The sequence below is a fragment of the Flavobacterium lacisediminis genome (assembly GCF_025909975.1).
Taxonomy (GTDB): domain Bacteria; phylum Bacteroidota; class Bacteroidia; order Flavobacteriales; family Flavobacteriaceae; genus Flavobacterium; species Flavobacterium lacisediminis.
Window position 1 is genome coordinate 424654 of record NZ_JAPCIO010000001.1, and the last position, 18483, is coordinate 443136.

Consider the following 18483-nt stretch of genomic DNA (forward strand, 5'->3'; position numbering starts at 1 on the left):
TAAAAATGTCTTCAAAGATATGAAAAAGTTTTCAGTCACAGTCTCAGTTTTCAGTCCTATACTGAGACTGTCAACTGAGACTGCCTACTTTTTCTGGGTAACAAGATAAACTCCGACAAATATCAACACCGCTGAAATCAATTTTACTAAACTCAAATCGTCTTTTCCTAAACTTACGGCGAAAATAGTGGCAAAAAGTGGTTGTAAATAAATGAAAACTGCTACTGTTGTTGGTTTTAGTTCGCGCATGGAAACTAAATTTAGCAAATACGTTAAGAAGGTTGAAAACACGACTACGAAACCAATTTTCCAGATGATATCCGTTGGTAAGTTAGCGAAATCAATAGCTTGAAATTCGCCCCAACCAAAAGGTAATACCATCAGAAAACCAAAAGTGTAAATCCATTTTACGAAGGTGAAGGCGTTGTATTTATCCATTAATTTCTTCACGATAATAAGGTAAAATCCGTAGGAAACCGCGTTTACAAAAACCAATAAATTTCCTAAACTTGCATTGGTCGCATTGATCAAAGATTTTCCGTAAAGAATTAAAGTTATTGTCCCAGCTAATCCTAAAATGATTCCTAATACTTTTCTGTTTTCCATGCGTTCTTTCATGATGAATGCGGATAAAACGAGGACAATCATGGGCGTGGTTACCATTAAAACGGCTCCCATAATGGGCGAAGTATAACTCAATCCTTTGAAAAAAGTCAGCATATTGAAGGCTACTCCGAAGAACGCAGCAGCAACAATTCGAGGAAAATCTTCTTTGGCGATTTTTTCTTTTGGTCCAAAAAATGAAATCAACCAAAATAATAATACTGAACCACCAACACGCATAACGATAAATCCGAAAGCGTCAACGTATTTAGGCATAACATCTTTCGCAATAGTAAAGGTTACACCGTAAATGATGGAAACTAATGTAGCGGCAAATAACGCCCAACTTCTTTTAGACACTTTGAAGGGCTTTCGTTAATTTAAGGACATTGGGTTGTGTGTTCCCGATAAAAATCTCATTATTAAAAAGAACAACAGGACGACTCAAAAACGTGTAATGTTCTAAAAGATATTTTTTGTAATCGGCTTCAGTTAGATTTTTATCTTTTAAACCTAACGATTTATATAATTGTGCTTTTTTGCTAAAAAGAGCTTCGTAACTTCCTGAAAGTTGATACATTTCTTCCAAATCACTTTCCGAAATTGGATTTTGGCGAATATCAATAAACGTTAATTTATTAGAGTTCGGCAACGATTTGATGATTTTTCGGCACGTATCACACGAAGCCAAATAGTATATTTTGTTCATTTTATTAGTTTTTCATTTTCTGGCACAAAAATACAGCCTTTTGAATTCTAAAAATCAGTAATTTTATAAAAAATTAAGTAATGGAAGCAACTTTTAGAATTTGGCAAACCAGCCGAGGATTATATCAAAATTTTTTAGACAGCTATTCCTTAGAGCAATTGAATACAATTCCACAAGGAATGAGCAATAATTTGATTTGGAACATAGGTCACGTTATCGTTTCCCAACAGAAATTGGTGTATGCGTTATCGGGTTTACCAATGCATATTCCAGACTCCCTTTTTGAGAAATACCAAAACGGTTCACGTCCAGATGGAAAAACTACTCAAGCAGAAGTTGATGAAATCAAACAATTACTATCCGAAATGGTTGAAAAAACCAAATCTGATTTTGAAGCAGGCGTTTTCAAAGAATTTCATCCCTATCAAACCAAAACGGGATTTCATTTGGGAACATTAAAGGAAGCGATGGAATTTAATAATTATCATGAAGGCATTCATTTGGGAATTATGATGTCGATTAAGAAATATATTTAGCGAATTGTTAACGATTCAAAAAGCAGCATCAAACAACTTTTATTTACCTTTGTAAAAATTTTTTAAAATGAAATTCAATACGAAAACGATACATGGTGGACAACATCATGAAAAAGTAACTGGAGCGGTAATGCCTCCTGTGTTTCAAACTTCGACTTACGTTCAATCAAGTCCTGGAAAACCAGTGGGCGATTACGAATATAGTAGAGCAGCAAATCCAACAAGAACCGCATTAGAAGAATCATTGGCAAGTATCGAAAACGGTGCTAGAGGTTTGGCTTTCTCTTCTGGATTAGCAGCAACAGATTGTTTGTTACGCATGTTCAAAGCAGGTGACGAAATCATCGCAATGGACGATTTATATGGTGGAACATACCGATTGTTCACAAGATTATACAAAGATAGCGGTATCAAATTTCATTTTGTAGATATGAATGATTTGGAGAAATTCCAATCGTTAATTAATGAAAACACAAAATTGGTTTGGGTAGAAACACCGACTAATCCATTAATGAAATTAGCGGATATAGCTGCGATTGCTCAGATTACTAAAAAGCACAATATCTTATTTGCTGTAGACAATACTTTTGCAACGCCATATTTACAAAAACCACTTGATTTAGGTGCTGATATTGTAATGCATTCGGCAACTAAATATTTAGGAGGTCATTCAGATGTTATTGCTGGTGCGTTAATCATTAAAGACAAAACATTGGGCGAAGAATTACATTTCAAACAATTCGCAACGGGAGCAACTTTAGGACCAATGGATTCTTTCTTAGTATTAAGAGGAATCAAAACATTGCACTTACGTGTACAACGTCATTGTGAAAATGGTGAAAAAGTTGCAGCATATTTAGACAATCATCCTTTAGTAGAAAGAGTATATTATCCGGGATTAGCTTCGCATCCATTTCATGAAATTGCTAAAAAGCAAATGAGTGGTTTTGGAGGAATGGTAACATTTACTTTCAAGTCAGGTAAAAAAGAAGATGCGATTAAATTCTTAGAAAATTTAAAAGTATTTACTTTGGCAGAATCATTAGGAGGAGTTGAATCGTTAGCGAATCACCCAGCTTTAATGACACACGCATCTATTCCAGAAGATAAAAGAAAAGAAGTGGGTATTTCTGATGATTTAGTTCGTTTGAGTGTTGGAATTGAAGATATCGAAGATTTATTAGCAGATTTAGAACAAGCTTTTAAATAGTAGAAACAACTAAAAACAAAAAACCCGATTCGTGAGAATCGGGTTTTTTTTATTGTATTAATTTATTAATCTAAATAATAAATGTATCCAAAGTGAAACCATAAGTTCCAATCGTTAGCTTTGTTTTCTTTCCAAAGGTCTGGGTTTTTATTTAAACCATCTACCCAGTCAGAAAAGTAGTATTGCCATCTTAATTCAAAGAATAAATCCGAAAGTTCAGTTAACTTGTAACGCGTACCCACAGAAGATACTACAGACCAAGTACTTCCTCCTTCCGAAGAAAAACCATCTGGTAAATATCTAGGATAAACATTATTTGGATTATCTAATCCACCTGGTAAAGTTGAATACGTGTTGTTGTCAAAGAATGAGTAATGTGCACCAAGACCCAAAAATGGCGCCCAAGCTCCATCAGTAGCGGTAAATTCACGAATACTTAACGGAAAGTATTCTAATTGCATACCAACATCTGTAACTTTAGCTTCACCTTTCATTGCTCTAAGTTGTGCACCAGCAAGACTTTCTTTTTCAGCCCATTTACCAAAATGCTCTAATTTAGTACTGTTGTAAGATAACTCAGAACGAACTTTGAAGTGATCATTAAAATAAGTTTCAGGAGTGTAACAATTACATTCCGCACGATAAGCAAAGTTCATGTAGTGTACTAAACCAACACCAATTCCAGTATTTCCTGCGTTAGTTTCAAAATCATGTCTTACACCAAAATCAGATTGAAAAGCAACTCCTCCAATAAAAGCTCCAACTTCGTGAGAGAAGCCAAATTGCGCATTCATCGAAAAATTTGCTCCTATAAGCAATATCAGTAGGTATTTAATTTTTTTAGTCATCGCTAAAATTTTTCCATTATCGGACAAATATATAAAAACTAACTTCACTTCAAAAAAAAAAGAATGTTTTTCTTGCATAAAAAAAAATATCGGTAGTCTTCATTAAAAAAGACACATCTCACATTATAAATTTTTATTAAAAATATACCAAGTAATTTTTAAAATGTATATTTGTCGACTTAAATTTTGCGAAATCCATAATTTAAGAAAAAAAACACATATTTAACGAATTAGTTTATCTACAAGTTTTATAGTATAATGGAACAAAAAATTAATGATTTTATGGCTCTTATAGAAGCCAAAAATCCAAACGAACCAGAATTTTTACAAGCTGTTAGAGAATTTGCTGAAACAGTAATGCCTTTTATTGCAAACGAAAAAAAGTATGATGGAAAAAATGTACTTTTAAGAATGGCTGAACCAGAGCGTTCAGTAATCTTTAGAGTGCCATGGGTGGACGACAAAGGGGAAATTCAAGTGAATAGAGGATTCCGTATTCAAATGAATTCTGCAATTGGACCTTATAAAGGTGGTCTTCGTTTTCATCCAACTGTAAATTTATCTGTACTTAAGTTTTTAGCTTTTGAACAAGTATTTAAAAATAGTTTAACTACACTTCCAATGGGAGGTGGTAAAGGAGGTTCTGATTTTGATCCACAAGGAAAATCTGATGCTGAAGTAATGCGTTTTTGCCAATCATTTATGACAGAATTATGCCGTCATATTGGTCCAGACTTAGACGTTCCAGCTGGAGATATTGGTGTTGGAGCAAGAGAAATTGGATACATGTTTGGTCAATATAAAAGAATTAGAAACGAATTTACAGGAGTTTTAACCGGAAAAGGTTTAGCTTATGGAGGTTCTTTAATTCGTCCTGAAGCAACAGGTTATGGAGTTGTTTACTTTACACAACAAATGTTAAGTACTATTGGACAAAATATATCAGGAAAAACAGTAGCTATTTCAGGTTTCGGTAACGTAGCTTGGGGTGTTGCGTTAAAAGTAAATGAATTAGGAGGAAAATTAGTTACTATTTCTGGACCTGATGGATATATTTATGATGCTGAAGGAATTTCAGGAGAGAAAATAGAGTACATGTTAGAAATGCGAGCTAGTGGAAACAATAGAGCAGAAAGTTTCGCCGAAAAATTCCCAAGTGCTGTGTTTCATAAAGGGAAAAGTCCATGGGAAGCAAAAGTGGATGTAGCTATTCCATGTGCAACTCAAAACGAATTGAACGAAGAAGACGCTAAAAAATTAATTGCTAATGGTGTTATGTGTGTAACAGAAGCAGCAAACATGCCGTGTACTTTAGATGCTATCAAACAATTCTTAGATGCAAAAGTATTATTTGCGCCAGGAAAAGCAGCTAATGCCGGAGGTGTAGCAGCATCTGGTTTAGAAATGACTCAAAACTCTATTCGTTTAAACTGGACAAGTGAAGAAGTAGATGCTCGTTTAAAAGACATCATGACAGGTATTCACGGTCAGTGTAAAAAATATGGTACTGAAGCAGATGGTTATGTAAATTACGTTAAAGGAGCCAATATTGCTGGTTTCGTTAAAGTAGCTGACGCTATGTTAGCTCAAGGAGTAGTTTAAGAACAATTTTCAAAATATAAAAAGCTCTTTTAGGAAACTAAAAGAGCTTTTTTCTTTTCTAAATATATCAAAACTAAAATTTATTACGTTTGTAGTATATTTGTATTAAATACTTGCAATGAAAAAGACAATTTCCATTTATATCTTTTTAATTACCCAAATTTTTTATGGGCAACAGACTAGTCAGTTATGGAAAGGATATTTTTCATACAATGAAATTGTTGATGTGGAATCAGCAACCGATGCTGTATATGCAGCTACTCAAAATGCGGTTTTTTCTAAAGCAATTGCCTTAAGTGATTTAAAAATTTTTAATTCTATTAACGGATTAAAACCAGAATCCATAACCACTATTCATCATTCACCAACCACTAATAAAACTTTCGCAGGAAATACAAATGGGTTGTTGTTAATTATCAATTCAGATGGTTCAGTTTCCACAAAGGTTGATATTATTAACGAAGTTCCTGTACCACCAAATAAAAAGAGAATCAACGATTTTTTTGAACACGAAGGCAAACTTTACATTGCCACAGATTATGGAATTTCCGTTATGGATGTTGTAACTTCTGAATTCATTATAACTTATTTTATTGGAACAGCTGGTGAAGAAACAGAAGTGCTACAAACTACCGTACTAAACAATCAAATTTATGCGGTTACTAGAAGTTTTGGTATTAGAAAAGGAGATTTAGCAAATCCTAATTTATATGATTTTAGTCAATGGCAAACTTTTGATGCTGGCTTTTGGACAGGAATTGTTACCTTTAATAATGAATTGGTAGCCATGAACTCTAATTATAGAACTTATAGATACAACGGTTCAGTGTTTCAGCAAGTTTTAAATCAAAACCAAGCCGGACTTAAAATCAAAACAAATGGAACAGAGTTAATAGTTACTACTCAAAATCATGTATTCGTTTTAAATCAAGCCTATAGTGTTTTAGTAGACATCACACAAATTCCAGATTTTAATGTTGTTTTTAAAGCAGCAACAGTGGTTGGTGGAATAATTTATATAGGAACAGAAAAAGATGGTCTTTTTTCTACCTCTTTAACAAATCCTACTGTTTTTGAAGCCATGTCACCTAACGGGCCTGTTAGAAATTATATTTTTAGAGTAAAAAAAGCACCTAATTATTTATGGGCGGTTTATGGCGATTATACGCGTCAATATAATCCGTATGCTTTAGATGAATTTGGAATTAGTAAGTATTCAAAAGATAATGGATGGGAATTAATTCCCTACGAAGATTTGTTTCAAGCCAAGTCTATTTGCGATATTATAATTCATCCGAACAATCCAAATCTGGTATATGCTACTTCTTATTTTTCGGGATTGCTTAAAATTGAAGGCGATAACATTGAACTTTTTAACAATACAAATACAGGTCCAAATGGTTTGGAATCTTTAATTGTGCCAGGAAATCCAAGTTATGTTGATATTCGGATCAATAGTCCGGCTTTTGATAAAGAAGCAAATTTATGGGTATCCAATGCTTTTGTTGATAAAGCAATAAAGGTTTTGCGCGCTAATGGACAATGGCAATCCTACAATCTTGCCGGTGTAGCACCAACAGTTGCTACGGGTAGATATGGTACGATGGCGATAGATAAAAATAAAACCAAATGGGTGCCATCTATTAACGATGGATTAATTGCATTTAATGAAAATTACAATAACAAATTTATTGTAATTAATTCGACCAATGGGAATTTACCTGACAATGACGTTCGTTGTGTTGCTATTGACAATAGAAATCAATTATGGATAGGAACATTTGCAGGTTTGAGAACTGTTTCTGTTGATCGTTTTGTTTCTTCAGATGAGTTAACTACAAATGCGATTATCATTCAAGAAGGTGATTTAGCACAAGAATTGTTCTACCAACAAACTATTTTAGATATTGCTGTAGATGGTGCCAATAGAAAATGGGTTTCTATTGCTGATGGTGGGGTTTTCTTAGTGTCATCGGATGGTCAAGAAACGATTTATCGATTTACCAAAAACAATTCCCCTTTACCAAGTGATAACATCAACGATATTGAAATTGATGGTGTTTCAGGAGAAGTGTTTTTTGCTACTGACAAAGGAATGGTGTCTTTTTTAGGAACTTCAACCAAACCAAGTGATAGTTTAAGCGATGTTTTTGTATATCCAAATCCGGTTCGACCAGAATTTTTGGGAACAGTAAAAATTAGTGGATTAACGGATAAAGCCAATATAAAAATCTCAGATATCGAAGGAAATTTAGTTTATGAAACCACTTCATCAGGAGGAACTATCGAATGGGACACCAAAGCTTTCGGAAAACATAAAGTTGCATCGGGTGTTTATATGATTTTTGTAGCATCTGAAGACGCAACGGATTCAACAGTGAAGAAAGTTATGATTATTAGATAATCCAATGCTAGTCAAAACTAAAGCCATCGTACTTTCTTCCTTAAAGTTTCAAGAAAAAAGCTTGATTGTAAAGTGTTTCACACAATCCGATGGTTTAAAAAGTTATTTTGTACAAAGCGCTTATTCTAACAAAAAAGCCAATCAAAAAATCGCCTATTTTCAACCATTAACGATTATTGAAATCGAAGCTAATCACAAGAATAAAGGAACGCTCGAACATTTTAAAGAAATCCGATTAGCACACAGCTATTATTCCATAAGTACAGACATTGTTAAAAGTACGATTGTAATTTTTCTCTCCGAAATTTTACATCACGCCATCAAAGAAGAAGAGAAAAATCAAAATTTATTCTCGTTTTTGGAAACGGCGCTTCTTTGGTTGGATACGCACGATGAAATGGCAAATTTTCACCTCATTTTAATGATGGAAGTTACTAAATACTTAGGTTTTTATCCCGATGTAACCGAAATAGATTTTCCTTTTTTTGATACTAAAGAAGGTTATTTTACGCCTTTTCAAAGTGTAAATTCGTTAACCGAACACGAAACGCATTTGTTCAAAAAATTATTAGACTTAAAATTTGATGCTGACCAAAAAGTATTTGCCGGTATTGAACGTCAAATTTTACTAAAAATCCTCTTAGATTTCTACACCTTACATCTTGATGGCTTCAAAAAACCAAAATCGTTAGAAGTTTTAAAAGAAGTTTTTTCCTAAGTCTTAACTTTTACCTTTTACCTTTTGCCTTTTACCTTTAAATCATTACTTTCGCAAATTGATTTAAGAAAGCGACAAAATGAGCACAAAATTTACTGAATACAAAGGACTTGACTTGCCAACAGTAGCATCAGAAGTTCTTGATTTTTGGAAAAAAAACCACATCTTTGAACAATCGGTTACTTCTCGTGAAGGAGCTACACCTTACGTGTTTTTTGAAGGACCACCATCAGCAAATGGTTTGCCTGGAATTCACCACGTAATGGCACGTGCTATTAAAGATATTTTTTGTCGTTATAAAACTCAAAAAGGCTACCAAGTTAAGCGTAAAGCAGGTTGGGACACACACGGTTTACCTGTAGAATTAGGTACCGAAAAAGAATTAGGCATCACCAAAGAAGACATCGGAAAAACCATTTCGGTAACCGAATACAACGAAGCGTGTAAAAGAACCGTTATGCGTTACACCGACGTATGGAACGACCTTACCGAAAAAATGGGCTATTGGGTAGATATGGAAGATCCGTATGTGACTTACAAATCCAAATATATGGAAACTGTTTGGTGGTTGCTAAAACAAATTTACAACAAAGATTTACTATACAAAGGTTACACCATCCAGCCTTATTCTCCAAAAGCGGGAACAGGTTTGTCTTCGCACGAAGTGAATCAGCCAGGTTCATATCGTGATGTTACGGATACAACGATTGTAGCTCAATTCAAAGCAAAAGAGGAAACCTTACCAAGCTTTTTACAAGGTTTTGGAACCATTCATTTCTTAGCTTGGACGACAACTCCTTGGACGTTGCCATCAAATACAGCATTGACTGTTGGCCCAAAAATCGATTATGTTTTAGTGAAAACATTCAATCAATATACTTTTGAAGCAGTAAATGTGGTTTTGGCGAAGAACTTAGTCGGAAAACAATTCGGCGGAAAGTATTTTGTGGCGGAATCAGAAGCAGATTTTGCCAATTATAAATCAGATGATAAAAAGATTCCATACCAAATTTTAGTTGAAGCAAAAGGTGCTGATTTAGTAGGAATTCGTTACGAACAATTAATACCATTAGCATTACCGTATCAAAACCCAGAAAATGCGTTTAGAGTAATTTCAGGGGATTTCGTAACTACAGAAGACGGAACAGGAATTGTTCATACTGCACCAACTTTCGGAGCAGATGACGCTAAAGTTGCCAAAGAAGCAACTCCAGAAGTACCGCCAATGTTGGTTTTAGATGAAAACGGAAATCCGGTACCATTGGTAGACTTACAAGGAAGATTTATCCAAGGTTTAGGGGATTTTTCAGGTAAATACGTTAAAAACGAATATTACAACGATGGTGAAGCGCCAGAACGTTCAGCTGACGTAGAAATCGCTATCCAATTAAAAGAAGAAAATAAAGCCTTTAAGGTTGAAAAATACGTACACAGTTACCCACATTGTTGGAGAACGGACAAACCAATTTTATACTATCCATTAGATTCTTGGTTTATCAAAGTAACTGAAATCAAAGATAGAATGTTCGATTTAAACGAAACTATCAACTGGAAGCCAAAAGCTACAGGAGAAGGTCGTTTCGGGAATTGGTTGAAAAACGCGAATGATTGGAACTTATCACGTTCAAGATATTGGGGAATTCCTCTACCAATTTGGAGAAGTGAAGATGGAACCGAAGAAATGTTAGTTGGTTCAGTTGAAGAATTGTACAACGAAATCGAAAAAGCAATCGCAGCAGGTTTCCAAACAGAAAATCCATACAAAGGATTCAAAATTGGCGACATGAGCGAAGCCAACTACGATTTGGTGGATTTACATAAAAATGTAGTAGACGGAATTGTTTTAGTTTCTCCATCTGGAAAACCAATGAAACGCGAAACCGATTTAATTGACGTTTGGTTCGATTCAGGCGCGATGCCTTATGCACAATGGCATTATCCATTTGAAAATAAAGAATTAATCGATGAAAATAAAGCTTTCCCAGCTGATTTTATTGCGGAAGGAGTCGATCAAACACGTGGTTGGTTTTATACATTACACGCGATTGGAACTTTAGTTTTCGATAAAATCGCTTATAAAAACGTAGTTTCAAACGGATTAGTTTTGGACAAAAACGGACAGAAAATGTCGAAACGTTTAGGAAATGCGGTGGATCCATTTACTACTTTGGCAGAATACGGTCCAGATGCTACTCGTTGGTACATGATTTCGAATGCAAATCCTTGGGACAACTTAAAATTTGATATCGAAGGTGTGGCTGAGGTTCGTAGAAAATTCTTTGGAACGTTATATAATACGTATTCGTTCTTCTCGTTATATGCTAATATTGATGGATTTACTTATTCTGAAGCGGAAGTTCCATTAGAAGAAAGACCAGAAATTGACCGTTGGATTTTATCCGAATTACATACTTTAATTCAAGTAGTGGATGAAGCGTATGCAGATTACGAACCAACTAAAGCAGCAAGAGCTATTTCTGATTTTGTTCAGGAAAACCTAAGCAACTGGTACGTTCGTTTGTGTAGAAGAAGATTCTGGAAAGGCGAATATGCGCAAGATAAAATTGCGGCTTATCAAACGCTTTATACGTGTTTGGTAACGGTTGCGAAGCTTTCAGCTCCAATTGCTCCGTTCTTTATGGACAAACTTTACAGAGATTTAACACAAGCTACAGGTTCTGAGTCATTTGAAAGTGTACATTTGGCGAAATTCCCAGTTTCGGTTGAAAACTTTGTTGATAAGTCGTTAGAGAGCAAAATGATGAAAGCACAAACGGTTTCTTCACTAGTTTTATCGCTTCGTAAGAAGGAAATGATCAAAGTGCGTCAACCGTTGCAAAAGGTAATGATTCCAGTACTTGACGACAATCAGCGTGCTGAAATTGAGGCAGTTTCTGACTTAATTATGGCTGAGGTAAACGTGAAAGAAATTGAATTATTAGACGATGCTTCTGGTGTTTTAGTGAAGCAAATTAAGCCTAATTTCAAAACATTGGGACCACGTTTTGGTAAGGATATGGGATTGATTTCCAAAGAGATACAGAATTTTGGACAGGAAGAAATTGCTAAATTAGAGCGTGATGGGGAGCTGGTTATGGATATTTCAGGAAAAAGTATAACTTTATCACTAGAAGATGTTGAGATTTCTTCACAAGATATCCCGGGTTGGTTAGTAGCCAATTCAAACGGAATTACGGTAGCGTTAGACATTACGATTTCCGATGAATTAAGAAAAGAAGGTATCGCGAGAGAATTGATTAACAGAATCCAAAATATCAGAAAAGACTCTGGTTTTGAAGTAACTGACAAGATTACCGTTAAAATGGAAAAAAATGCTCAAGTTGAGGAAGCCGTTTTAGCTAATGAATCGTATATTAAGTCAGAAACCTTAACCGAATCGTTAATTTTTGTGGAAAACCTTGAAAATGGTACGGAAATTGAGTTTGATGATATAAAAACAAGTATATTAATTTCAAAATAAGAACCGAAAGGTTTTTAATCGACGTATAACTATAAAAAAATATTGAAATTATGGTAGAGGAGCAAATTAGATATTCAGACGCTGATTTGGCTGAATTCAAAGCGTTAATTCAAGCGAAATTAGAAAAGGCTAAAGGTGATTTAGAGCTTATTAAGAGTGCTTACATGAATGACTTAAATAACGGAACTGATGATACATCGCCAACGTTTAAAGCATTTGAAGAAGGTAGTGAAACAATGAGTAAAGAAGCCAATTCACAACTAGCTATTCGTCAAGAAAAATTTATTAGAGATTTAAAAAATGCCTTAATTCGTATCGAAAACAAAACCTATGGTTTGTGTAAAGTTACAGGCAAATTAATAAGTAAAGAGCGTTTAAAAATCGTTCCTCATGCAACTATGAGTATCGAAGCAAAAAACTTGCAACGTTAATCTTTTTACAAAATTATACTAACGCTCCGTTTGGGGCGTTTTTTATTTAATAAAAACACTATTTTTGCAAAAAAATTGAACATGTCGTTAAAGAAAGCCTATTTATTAATCATTGCTATTTTATTAATTGATCAGATTTCAAAAATCTATATCAAGACGCATTTTTTTATTGGAGAATCCATAAAAGTAATGGGTTTAGAATGGTTTCAAATTCATTTTATAGAGAATGAAGGCATGGCTTGGGGTGCTGAAATTCCGGGCGAACATGGGAAATTAATCTTAACCTTATTCCGTATCGTAGCCGTAGGAGGAATTGCTTGGTGGTTGTGGGATTCAGTAAGAAAAAAAGCATCAAATTATTTAATCGTAGCTATTGCTTTGATTTTTACTGGCGCTTTAGGAAACATTATCGATTCGGTTTTTTATGGTGTCATTTTTAACGATAGTTATCATCAAGTAGCAACAGCTTTTTCCGACCAACCATACGGTACTTGGTTTCACGGTGAAGTAGTAGATATGTTCTATTTTCCAATGTGGGAAGGAAACTTACCTTCTTGGTTACCAATTTGGGGTGGCAAACACTTTACTTTTTTCAACGCCATTTTTAATGTAGCTGATGTGGCAATTTCAACTGGTGTTGGGATTTTGATTGTATTTAATAAAAGAGCGTTTGCTCATGCGGATAAAGAGGAAGTTTCGGCTGAGTAATAAATTCAAAATGAAATAATATGGTTTGTTAGTATAAAGCAACCTTAAAAATTACCACTTATTACTTTGTTTGTACCACTTATTACATTGTTGTTGTAAGTGGTGTGAAATTTTTATAATTATGTTAGATTAATTATAAAATTTTTAATCATGAAAAAAGCATTTTTATCACTAGTATTTATGCTAGTAGGAAGCTTTACTTTTGCTTCAAATGTAACTATTAATACCAAAACAAAACTAGAGAAAACGGAGCAAATTACTGCTAAGATTGAAAAATCAACTTCAGTTATATTAGAGGATGGAGTTGTTCTGCATTCTTGTACTTATGCAATGTATTCTAACGGTGAATTTCTTGGTTATTGGACAGTGAGTGGTATGCCAGACAATGTTCCTTGTGGAAGTAGTTCAGCAATGCATTATGCTATAGGAAGCTATAATGCTTATCATGAAATGTTTCCTTAAATAATTGATTGACATGAAAAGTGTAATTTTTTTTTGTTTTCTATTTGTTTCTTTTTTTTGTTTTTCTCAAGATAATAGTTTAAAAGTTGAATATTATGAAACTGTTCAACAGAATAGTGAAATTATTATTAAAAAGTCTGGAAAATTATATTTTTCTAAGGATTATACGTTTTATAAATCTGAATTTATTAAAACTGAAAGTAATGGAAGTCAAAAAAAATCAGATGTTATTAATATCAATAATGGTAAAAATAAAGATTTTTCAGAAATATTAATAAATAATAAAAATAAAACACTTGTTGAAAGATTATATGAAAATCTTTTTTTGAAAAATTATTATTCAGTTAATGAGGCTAAACCACAAATGAAATGGATAATTTTAAATGAACAAAAAAAAATAAGTAATTATAATTGTAAAAAAGCAAAAACTACTTTTAGAGGAAGAACTTATGAAGTTTGGTTTACTGAGAAAATACCTGTTTCTTCAGGTCCTTGGAAGTTTTCAGGATTGCCAGGATTGATTTTGTCTGTTGAAGATGTTGAGGGTGTTTATAAATGGGAAGTAAAAAGTATTCAATATCCTTTCAAAGGGAAAGAAATTGATTTTAATACAATTATTAAAGATAATCCTAAGTTTAAAAAAATTTCATACAAAGATTTTGATAAGAAACGAATTGATGCTATTAAGGCTAAAATAGAACTTATTAAATCAAGAAGTGCTAATCGTGATGGAATGAAATTTAGTTATGAATATTCAACTTTTTTAGAAAAGGAGCCGGTAAACGAATGGAGGGCACAACAAGATTTTAAATAAGAATCTTGCACAAACTCTCTAAATAAAGAAAGTTTGGACGAAACCTAACCGCACAGGTCCTTTAATGGTGCAAAATATATTAAGCAAATGAAAAAAATAATGTTTTCTGTAATTATTTTATTTTTTATTTCTTTGAGTTCATTTACAATTATTGAAGAAGTAGTTAAAACTTGCAGATATAGAATTTACGATGCTAATACAGGACAAACATTGGGCTATGTTGAAGTAATTGTTTTGGCAGATAATTTTAATTGTGGTAGTCCAAATGCCTTATCTGCGGCACTTGAAGTGTGGCAAACGCAAAATCCATAATATATTAAGATGAAACTATTAATCAGTAAGGCAGTTTTTTAAATAAAACTGCCTTACTATTTATTCTAAAAAAATGAAAAAGATATTTATCATAACAGCATTAATTGTAACACAATTTTCTGTTTGTCAAAAAACTCCAAATAAATTATTAAAAATTGAATATAATGAATTTAGGATATTTACACCATCAATAATCAATTTAGATTTAGGTACTTTAATTGTTTCAAATGATTACTCATTTTATAGCTCAAAAGTGATAAAAAAAATTAAAAAAGAAAAGATTGATGATGGTGAGTCAGTTGGAGTAAATAATATTAAAGAAATATTATCTGAAATTATAATTGATAGAAAAAAGAAAATACTAACCGAAAAATTATTTGACAATATTGTTTTAAAAAAAAAATATGCTGTATATGAAGGTTTGCCAAAAATGAAGTGGAAATTATTAAACGAAATAAAAAAAATAGGTAACTATGAATGTAAAAAAGCAACTACGGAATTTAGAGGAAGAAAATATGAAGCATGGTATACTGAAAAAATACCCGTTTCACTTGGCCCATGGAAACTCAACGGTCTACCTGGTGTAATTTTAATGGCAGAAGATAAAGAAGGAATATATAAATGGGAAGCAAAATTAATTTCATACCCATACATTAATTCAAAATATAATATTAATTCAAAAGTTAAAGATGATTCTAAATTTGAAAAAATATCATTTGAAGATTTTAACAAAAAAAGAATTGAAAAAATTAAAGAAAAAATAGAAATTATTAAATCCAGAAATTCTGGAAGAGATTTTAATGTTCGCTTTGAGTATACTACAGAGCAAGAAAAAGAACCTATAAACGAATTTAGGGAGAGAAAAACATTTAATTAATATGTCATAAAATAATTTTTCGAAGAGTTTTGCAAATAATTTATCTTCATTTTAATGAAAATTTCATATTATAGTTTTTTTACAGCCATTTTTTCTAAGCGGATAAAATATTTAATAGTAAATATTTTATTTCTAATTTCAGCTAATTTATCATTTTCACAATCAATAGTAAAAGGTAAAATAAGTTCAAAGAATAATGAAGATCTATCTGAGGCAAGTGTTATTTTAGAGAATGATAAAAGAGAATTAATAGCATATACTTTTACAGATGAATACGGTAATTATGAATTTCAAATATTTGAAAAAGGGACATATTATATTGTTGTAAATTTATTAGGATATAGTGAAGAAAAACAGGAGTTTAGTTTTGATTTTGGAAACAAAATTAAAACAATCAACATTGTGCTAAGACCAAAAATAACAGAATTAAATGAAGTTATTATTGAGAATTCACGTCCAATATCAATTAAAAATGACACTGTTGTGTTTAATGCAGATTCTTTCAAACAAGGTAATGAGCAAGTAATTGAAGATTTATTAAGAAAAATACCAGGATTAAATATTGATAGTGATGGCACCATAAAAGTTGGCAATCAAGAAATTGAAAAAGTAATGATTGATGGTGATGATATGTTTGAAAAAGGATATAAAATTCTTACTAAGAACATGCCTGTTAATCCAATTGATAAAATAGAATTACTACAAAATTATTCTAATAATAAACACCTTAAAGGCATTGAAAATAGTGAAAAAGTTGCGCTTAATTTAACTTTAAAAGATGATTATAAACGCACTTGGTTTGGAAATACAAGTTTAGGTTATGGTTTGTTTTCAGAGAATCGTTATGACGCAAAAGCTAATTTAATGAATTTTGGTAAGAAATCTAAATACTACTTTCTTGCTAATCTAAACAATACCGGTTATGATGCGACTGGCGACATCAATCACTTAATTCGACCATATCGTTTTGATGAACCTGCAAGTATTGGTGATAACCAAAACGTTAATACTTTGTTGCGTATTGGTTTTGACACTCCAAATTTAAAGGAAAAAAGGGTAAGCCTTAATAATACTGAGATGTTGTCTTTAAATAGTATTTTCACAATCTCAGATAAAGTTAAACTTAAAACTTTAGGTTTTTTAAACACTGATGAAAATGATTTTTTTAGAAATGGTCTCCAGCAGTTTTCCGTTGGCAATACAACATTTACTAATATTGAAGATTTTATAGGTAGAAAAACTCAAATCACTGGTTTCGGAAAAGTAGATTTAACTTATGATGTATCCAAAACTACAACGATAGAATATATAGGGAAATTTAACAAAACAAACGAAAAAAACAGAAGTGAATTATTGTTCAACAACGATTTACTTAATGAACGTTTAAACTCAAATAACCAACTTTTTGACCAAAAGTTAGTTTATACAAATAAGTTTAAAGAAAATAAAGTATTTTTACTTTCAAGCCGTTATGTAAACGAAAAAACTCCTCAAAATTATTCTGTAAATCAATTCATTTTTGAAGATTTATTTTCAGAAAACGCAAATAATACGATGCAGTTTAGTGAAAATAAGATCCAATTTGCTGGTGTTGAAGCACATTTATTAGATAAAAAGAAAAATGGTGATTTGTTAGAAGTTAAAATAGGTAATCAAATTAGAATAGATTATTTAAATACTCGTTTTGAATTATTAGAAAATCAAAATAACTTATCATTTCCAAATGATTATCAAAATAATCTAACATATACTACGAATGATTTATACTTATCAGCTAAATATAGATTTAAGTTAAATAGTTTTACGTTACTAACTCAATCCGATTTTCATCAATTATTCAACAAGTTCGAAAATTTTGATGTAGAATATAATCAGAAACCTTTTTTTATTATTCCAAAAATTGGTTTAGATTGGCAAATTAACGAGAGAAATAAAATCGTAACATCTTACACATACAATACCACAAATTCAAATGTATTAGATGTTTATTCTGGTTATGTTCAAACCAGTTATCGTTCCTTTTCTAGAGGTTTGGAAGAATTTAATCAATTAAATTCTTCAAGTGCTGTCATAAATTATACTTATGGTAGTTGGGGAGAAAAGTTTTTTGCAAATTCATTTATCATGTATTCAAAAAACAATGATTTTTATAGTACTAATTCTATTATAGCACAAAACTATTCGCAATCTGATAAAATCATAATAAAAGACCGTGGATTTTTATCAATTTCATCAAGTTTTGATTATTATTTTAAACCCATAAAATCGAATTTAAAAATTAATTTAGGCGTAACGAAAACCAATTTTAAAAACATTGTAAATAATTCTAATTTACGTGAAGTAAAAAACATTAACACTAATTATGGTTTTGAATTGCGTTCAGGTTTTAGAGGCTTCTTCAATTATCATATTGGTTCAAAATGGAATTTCAATAAAGTTGAAACAACCATTAAAAATGATTTTACAGATAATATGAGTTTTTTAGATTTGTCGTTTATGTTTAGTGATAAGTTTAATATCCAAGCCCAAGCTGAACATTATTTCTTTGGAAATTTAGACAAAGAAAACAACAAATACTATTTCTTAGATTTAGAAGCTCGATATATTGTAAAAGAAAATAAACTTACATTTTCCCTTTCAGGTAATAATCTTTTTAATACTGAAACATATAGAAATTATAGTATTTCGGATATCACTATTTATCAAACAGAGTATAGATTAATGCCAAGGTATTTGCTTTTAAAAATAGAATATCGTTTTTAATGAAA

General features: G+C 32.0%; 16 protein-coding genes. 13 read left to right on the top strand and 3 right to left on the bottom strand.

Annotated elements, in window-relative coordinates; genetic code table 11:
• Positions 1 to 84: 84 nt before the first annotated feature.
• Positions 85 to 963: a DMT family transporter gene (locus OJ995_RS02085; RefSeq protein WP_264367924.1), complete on the bottom strand. Its 879-nt coding sequence runs from the start codon at positions 961 to 963 to the stop codon at positions 85 to 87.
• Entirely contained in the window at positions 956 to 1312 is a 357-nt protein-coding gene (locus OJ995_RS02090) for an arsenate reductase family protein (RefSeq protein ID WP_264367925.1), read from the bottom strand. Before OJ995_RS02090 ends, OJ995_RS02085 begins: the two co-directional genes overlap by 8 nt.
• A gap of 80 nt (positions 1313 to 1392) precedes the next feature.
• Here OJ995_RS02090 and OJ995_RS02095 point away from each other — a divergent pair, with 80 nt between their 5' ends.
• Positions 1393 to 1848, top strand: coding sequence for a DinB family protein (locus OJ995_RS02095; protein WP_264367926.1), 456 nt, complete (start codon positions 1393 to 1395; stop codon positions 1846 to 1848).
• 67 nt (positions 1849 to 1915) lie between these two features.
• On the top strand, positions 1916 to 3058 hold the full coding sequence (locus OJ995_RS02100; protein ID WP_264367927.1) for a cystathionine gamma-synthase: 1143 nt from the start codon (positions 1916 to 1918) through the stop codon (positions 3056 to 3058).
• Positions 3059 to 3123: 65 nt separating this feature from the next.
• Here the strand turns inward: OJ995_RS02100 and OJ995_RS02105 are convergent, their stop codons facing one another.
• The gene (locus OJ995_RS02105; RefSeq protein WP_264367928.1) at positions 3124 to 3906 is read right to left on the bottom strand and encodes a THC0290_0291 family protein; all 783 of its coding nucleotides are present in this window, start codon (positions 3904 to 3906) and stop codon (positions 3124 to 3126) included.
• Between the two features lie 258 nt (positions 3907 to 4164).
• On the opposite strand from OJ995_RS02105, the gene gdhA reads away from it, so the two are divergent.
• From gdhA to OJ995_RS02160, 11 genes are all read left to right on the top strand, one after another.
• Positions 4165 to 5508, top strand: coding sequence for an NADP-specific glutamate dehydrogenase (gdhA, locus tag OJ995_RS02110; protein ID WP_264367929.1), 1344 nt, complete (start codon positions 4165 to 4167; stop codon positions 5506 to 5508).
• A 118-nt stretch (positions 5509 to 5626) separates the two neighbouring features.
• Positions 5627 to 7912, top strand: a complete 2286-nt coding sequence (gene porZ, locus OJ995_RS02115) for a type IX secretion system anionic LPS delivery protein PorZ (protein ID WP_264367930.1) — start codon at positions 5627 to 5629, stop codon at positions 7910 to 7912.
• A 4-nt stretch (positions 7913 to 7916) separates the two neighbouring features.
• Positions 7917 to 8630 carry a DNA repair protein RecO gene (gene recO / locus OJ995_RS02120; protein ID WP_264367931.1) on the top strand — a complete coding sequence of 238 codons (714 nt, stop codon included), beginning with the start codon at positions 7917 to 7919 and terminating at the stop codon, positions 8628 to 8630.
• A gap of 79 nt (positions 8631 to 8709) precedes the next feature.
• Positions 8710 to 12111, top strand: a complete 3402-nt coding sequence (gene ileS / locus OJ995_RS02125; RefSeq protein WP_264367932.1) for an isoleucine--tRNA ligase — start codon at positions 8710 to 8712, stop codon at positions 12109 to 12111.
• A gap of 50 nt (positions 12112 to 12161) precedes the next feature.
• A complete protein-coding gene (locus OJ995_RS02130; RefSeq protein WP_073581819.1) occupies positions 12162 to 12542 on the top strand; it encodes a TraR/DksA family transcriptional regulator in 381 nt (126 codons plus the stop codon).
• Between the two features lie 81 nt (positions 12543 to 12623).
• Complete coding sequence (locus tag OJ995_RS02135) at positions 12624 to 13250, top strand: lipoprotein signal peptidase (protein ID WP_264367933.1); 627 nt, start codon at positions 12624 to 12626, stop codon at positions 13248 to 13250.
• A gap of 180 nt (positions 13251 to 13430) precedes the next feature.
• The gene (locus OJ995_RS02140; RefSeq protein WP_264367934.1) at positions 13431 to 13712 is read left to right on the top strand and encodes a hypothetical protein; all 282 of its coding nucleotides are present in this window, start codon (positions 13431 to 13433) and stop codon (positions 13710 to 13712) included.
• A 13-nt stretch (positions 13713 to 13725) separates the two neighbouring features.
• Positions 13726 to 14526 (top strand): GLPGLI family protein, encoded by an 801-nt coding sequence (locus OJ995_RS02145; protein ID WP_264367935.1) that lies wholly within the window; start codon positions 13726 to 13728, stop codon positions 14524 to 14526.
• 87 nt (positions 14527 to 14613) lie between these two features.
• Positions 14614 to 14838: a hypothetical protein gene (locus tag OJ995_RS02150; RefSeq protein WP_264367936.1), complete on the top strand. Its 225-nt coding sequence runs from the start codon at positions 14614 to 14616 to the stop codon at positions 14836 to 14838.
• Between the two features lie 73 nt (positions 14839 to 14911).
• The gene (locus tag OJ995_RS02155) at positions 14912 to 15715 is read left to right on the top strand and encodes a GLPGLI family protein (protein ID WP_264367937.1); all 804 of its coding nucleotides are present in this window, start codon (positions 14912 to 14914) and stop codon (positions 15713 to 15715) included.
• Positions 15716 to 15769: 54 nt separating this feature from the next.
• Positions 15770 to 18478, top strand: a complete 2709-nt coding sequence (locus OJ995_RS02160; RefSeq protein ID WP_264367938.1) for a carboxypeptidase-like regulatory domain-containing protein — start codon at positions 15770 to 15772, stop codon at positions 18476 to 18478.
• Positions 18479 to 18483: the final 5 nt, after the last annotated feature.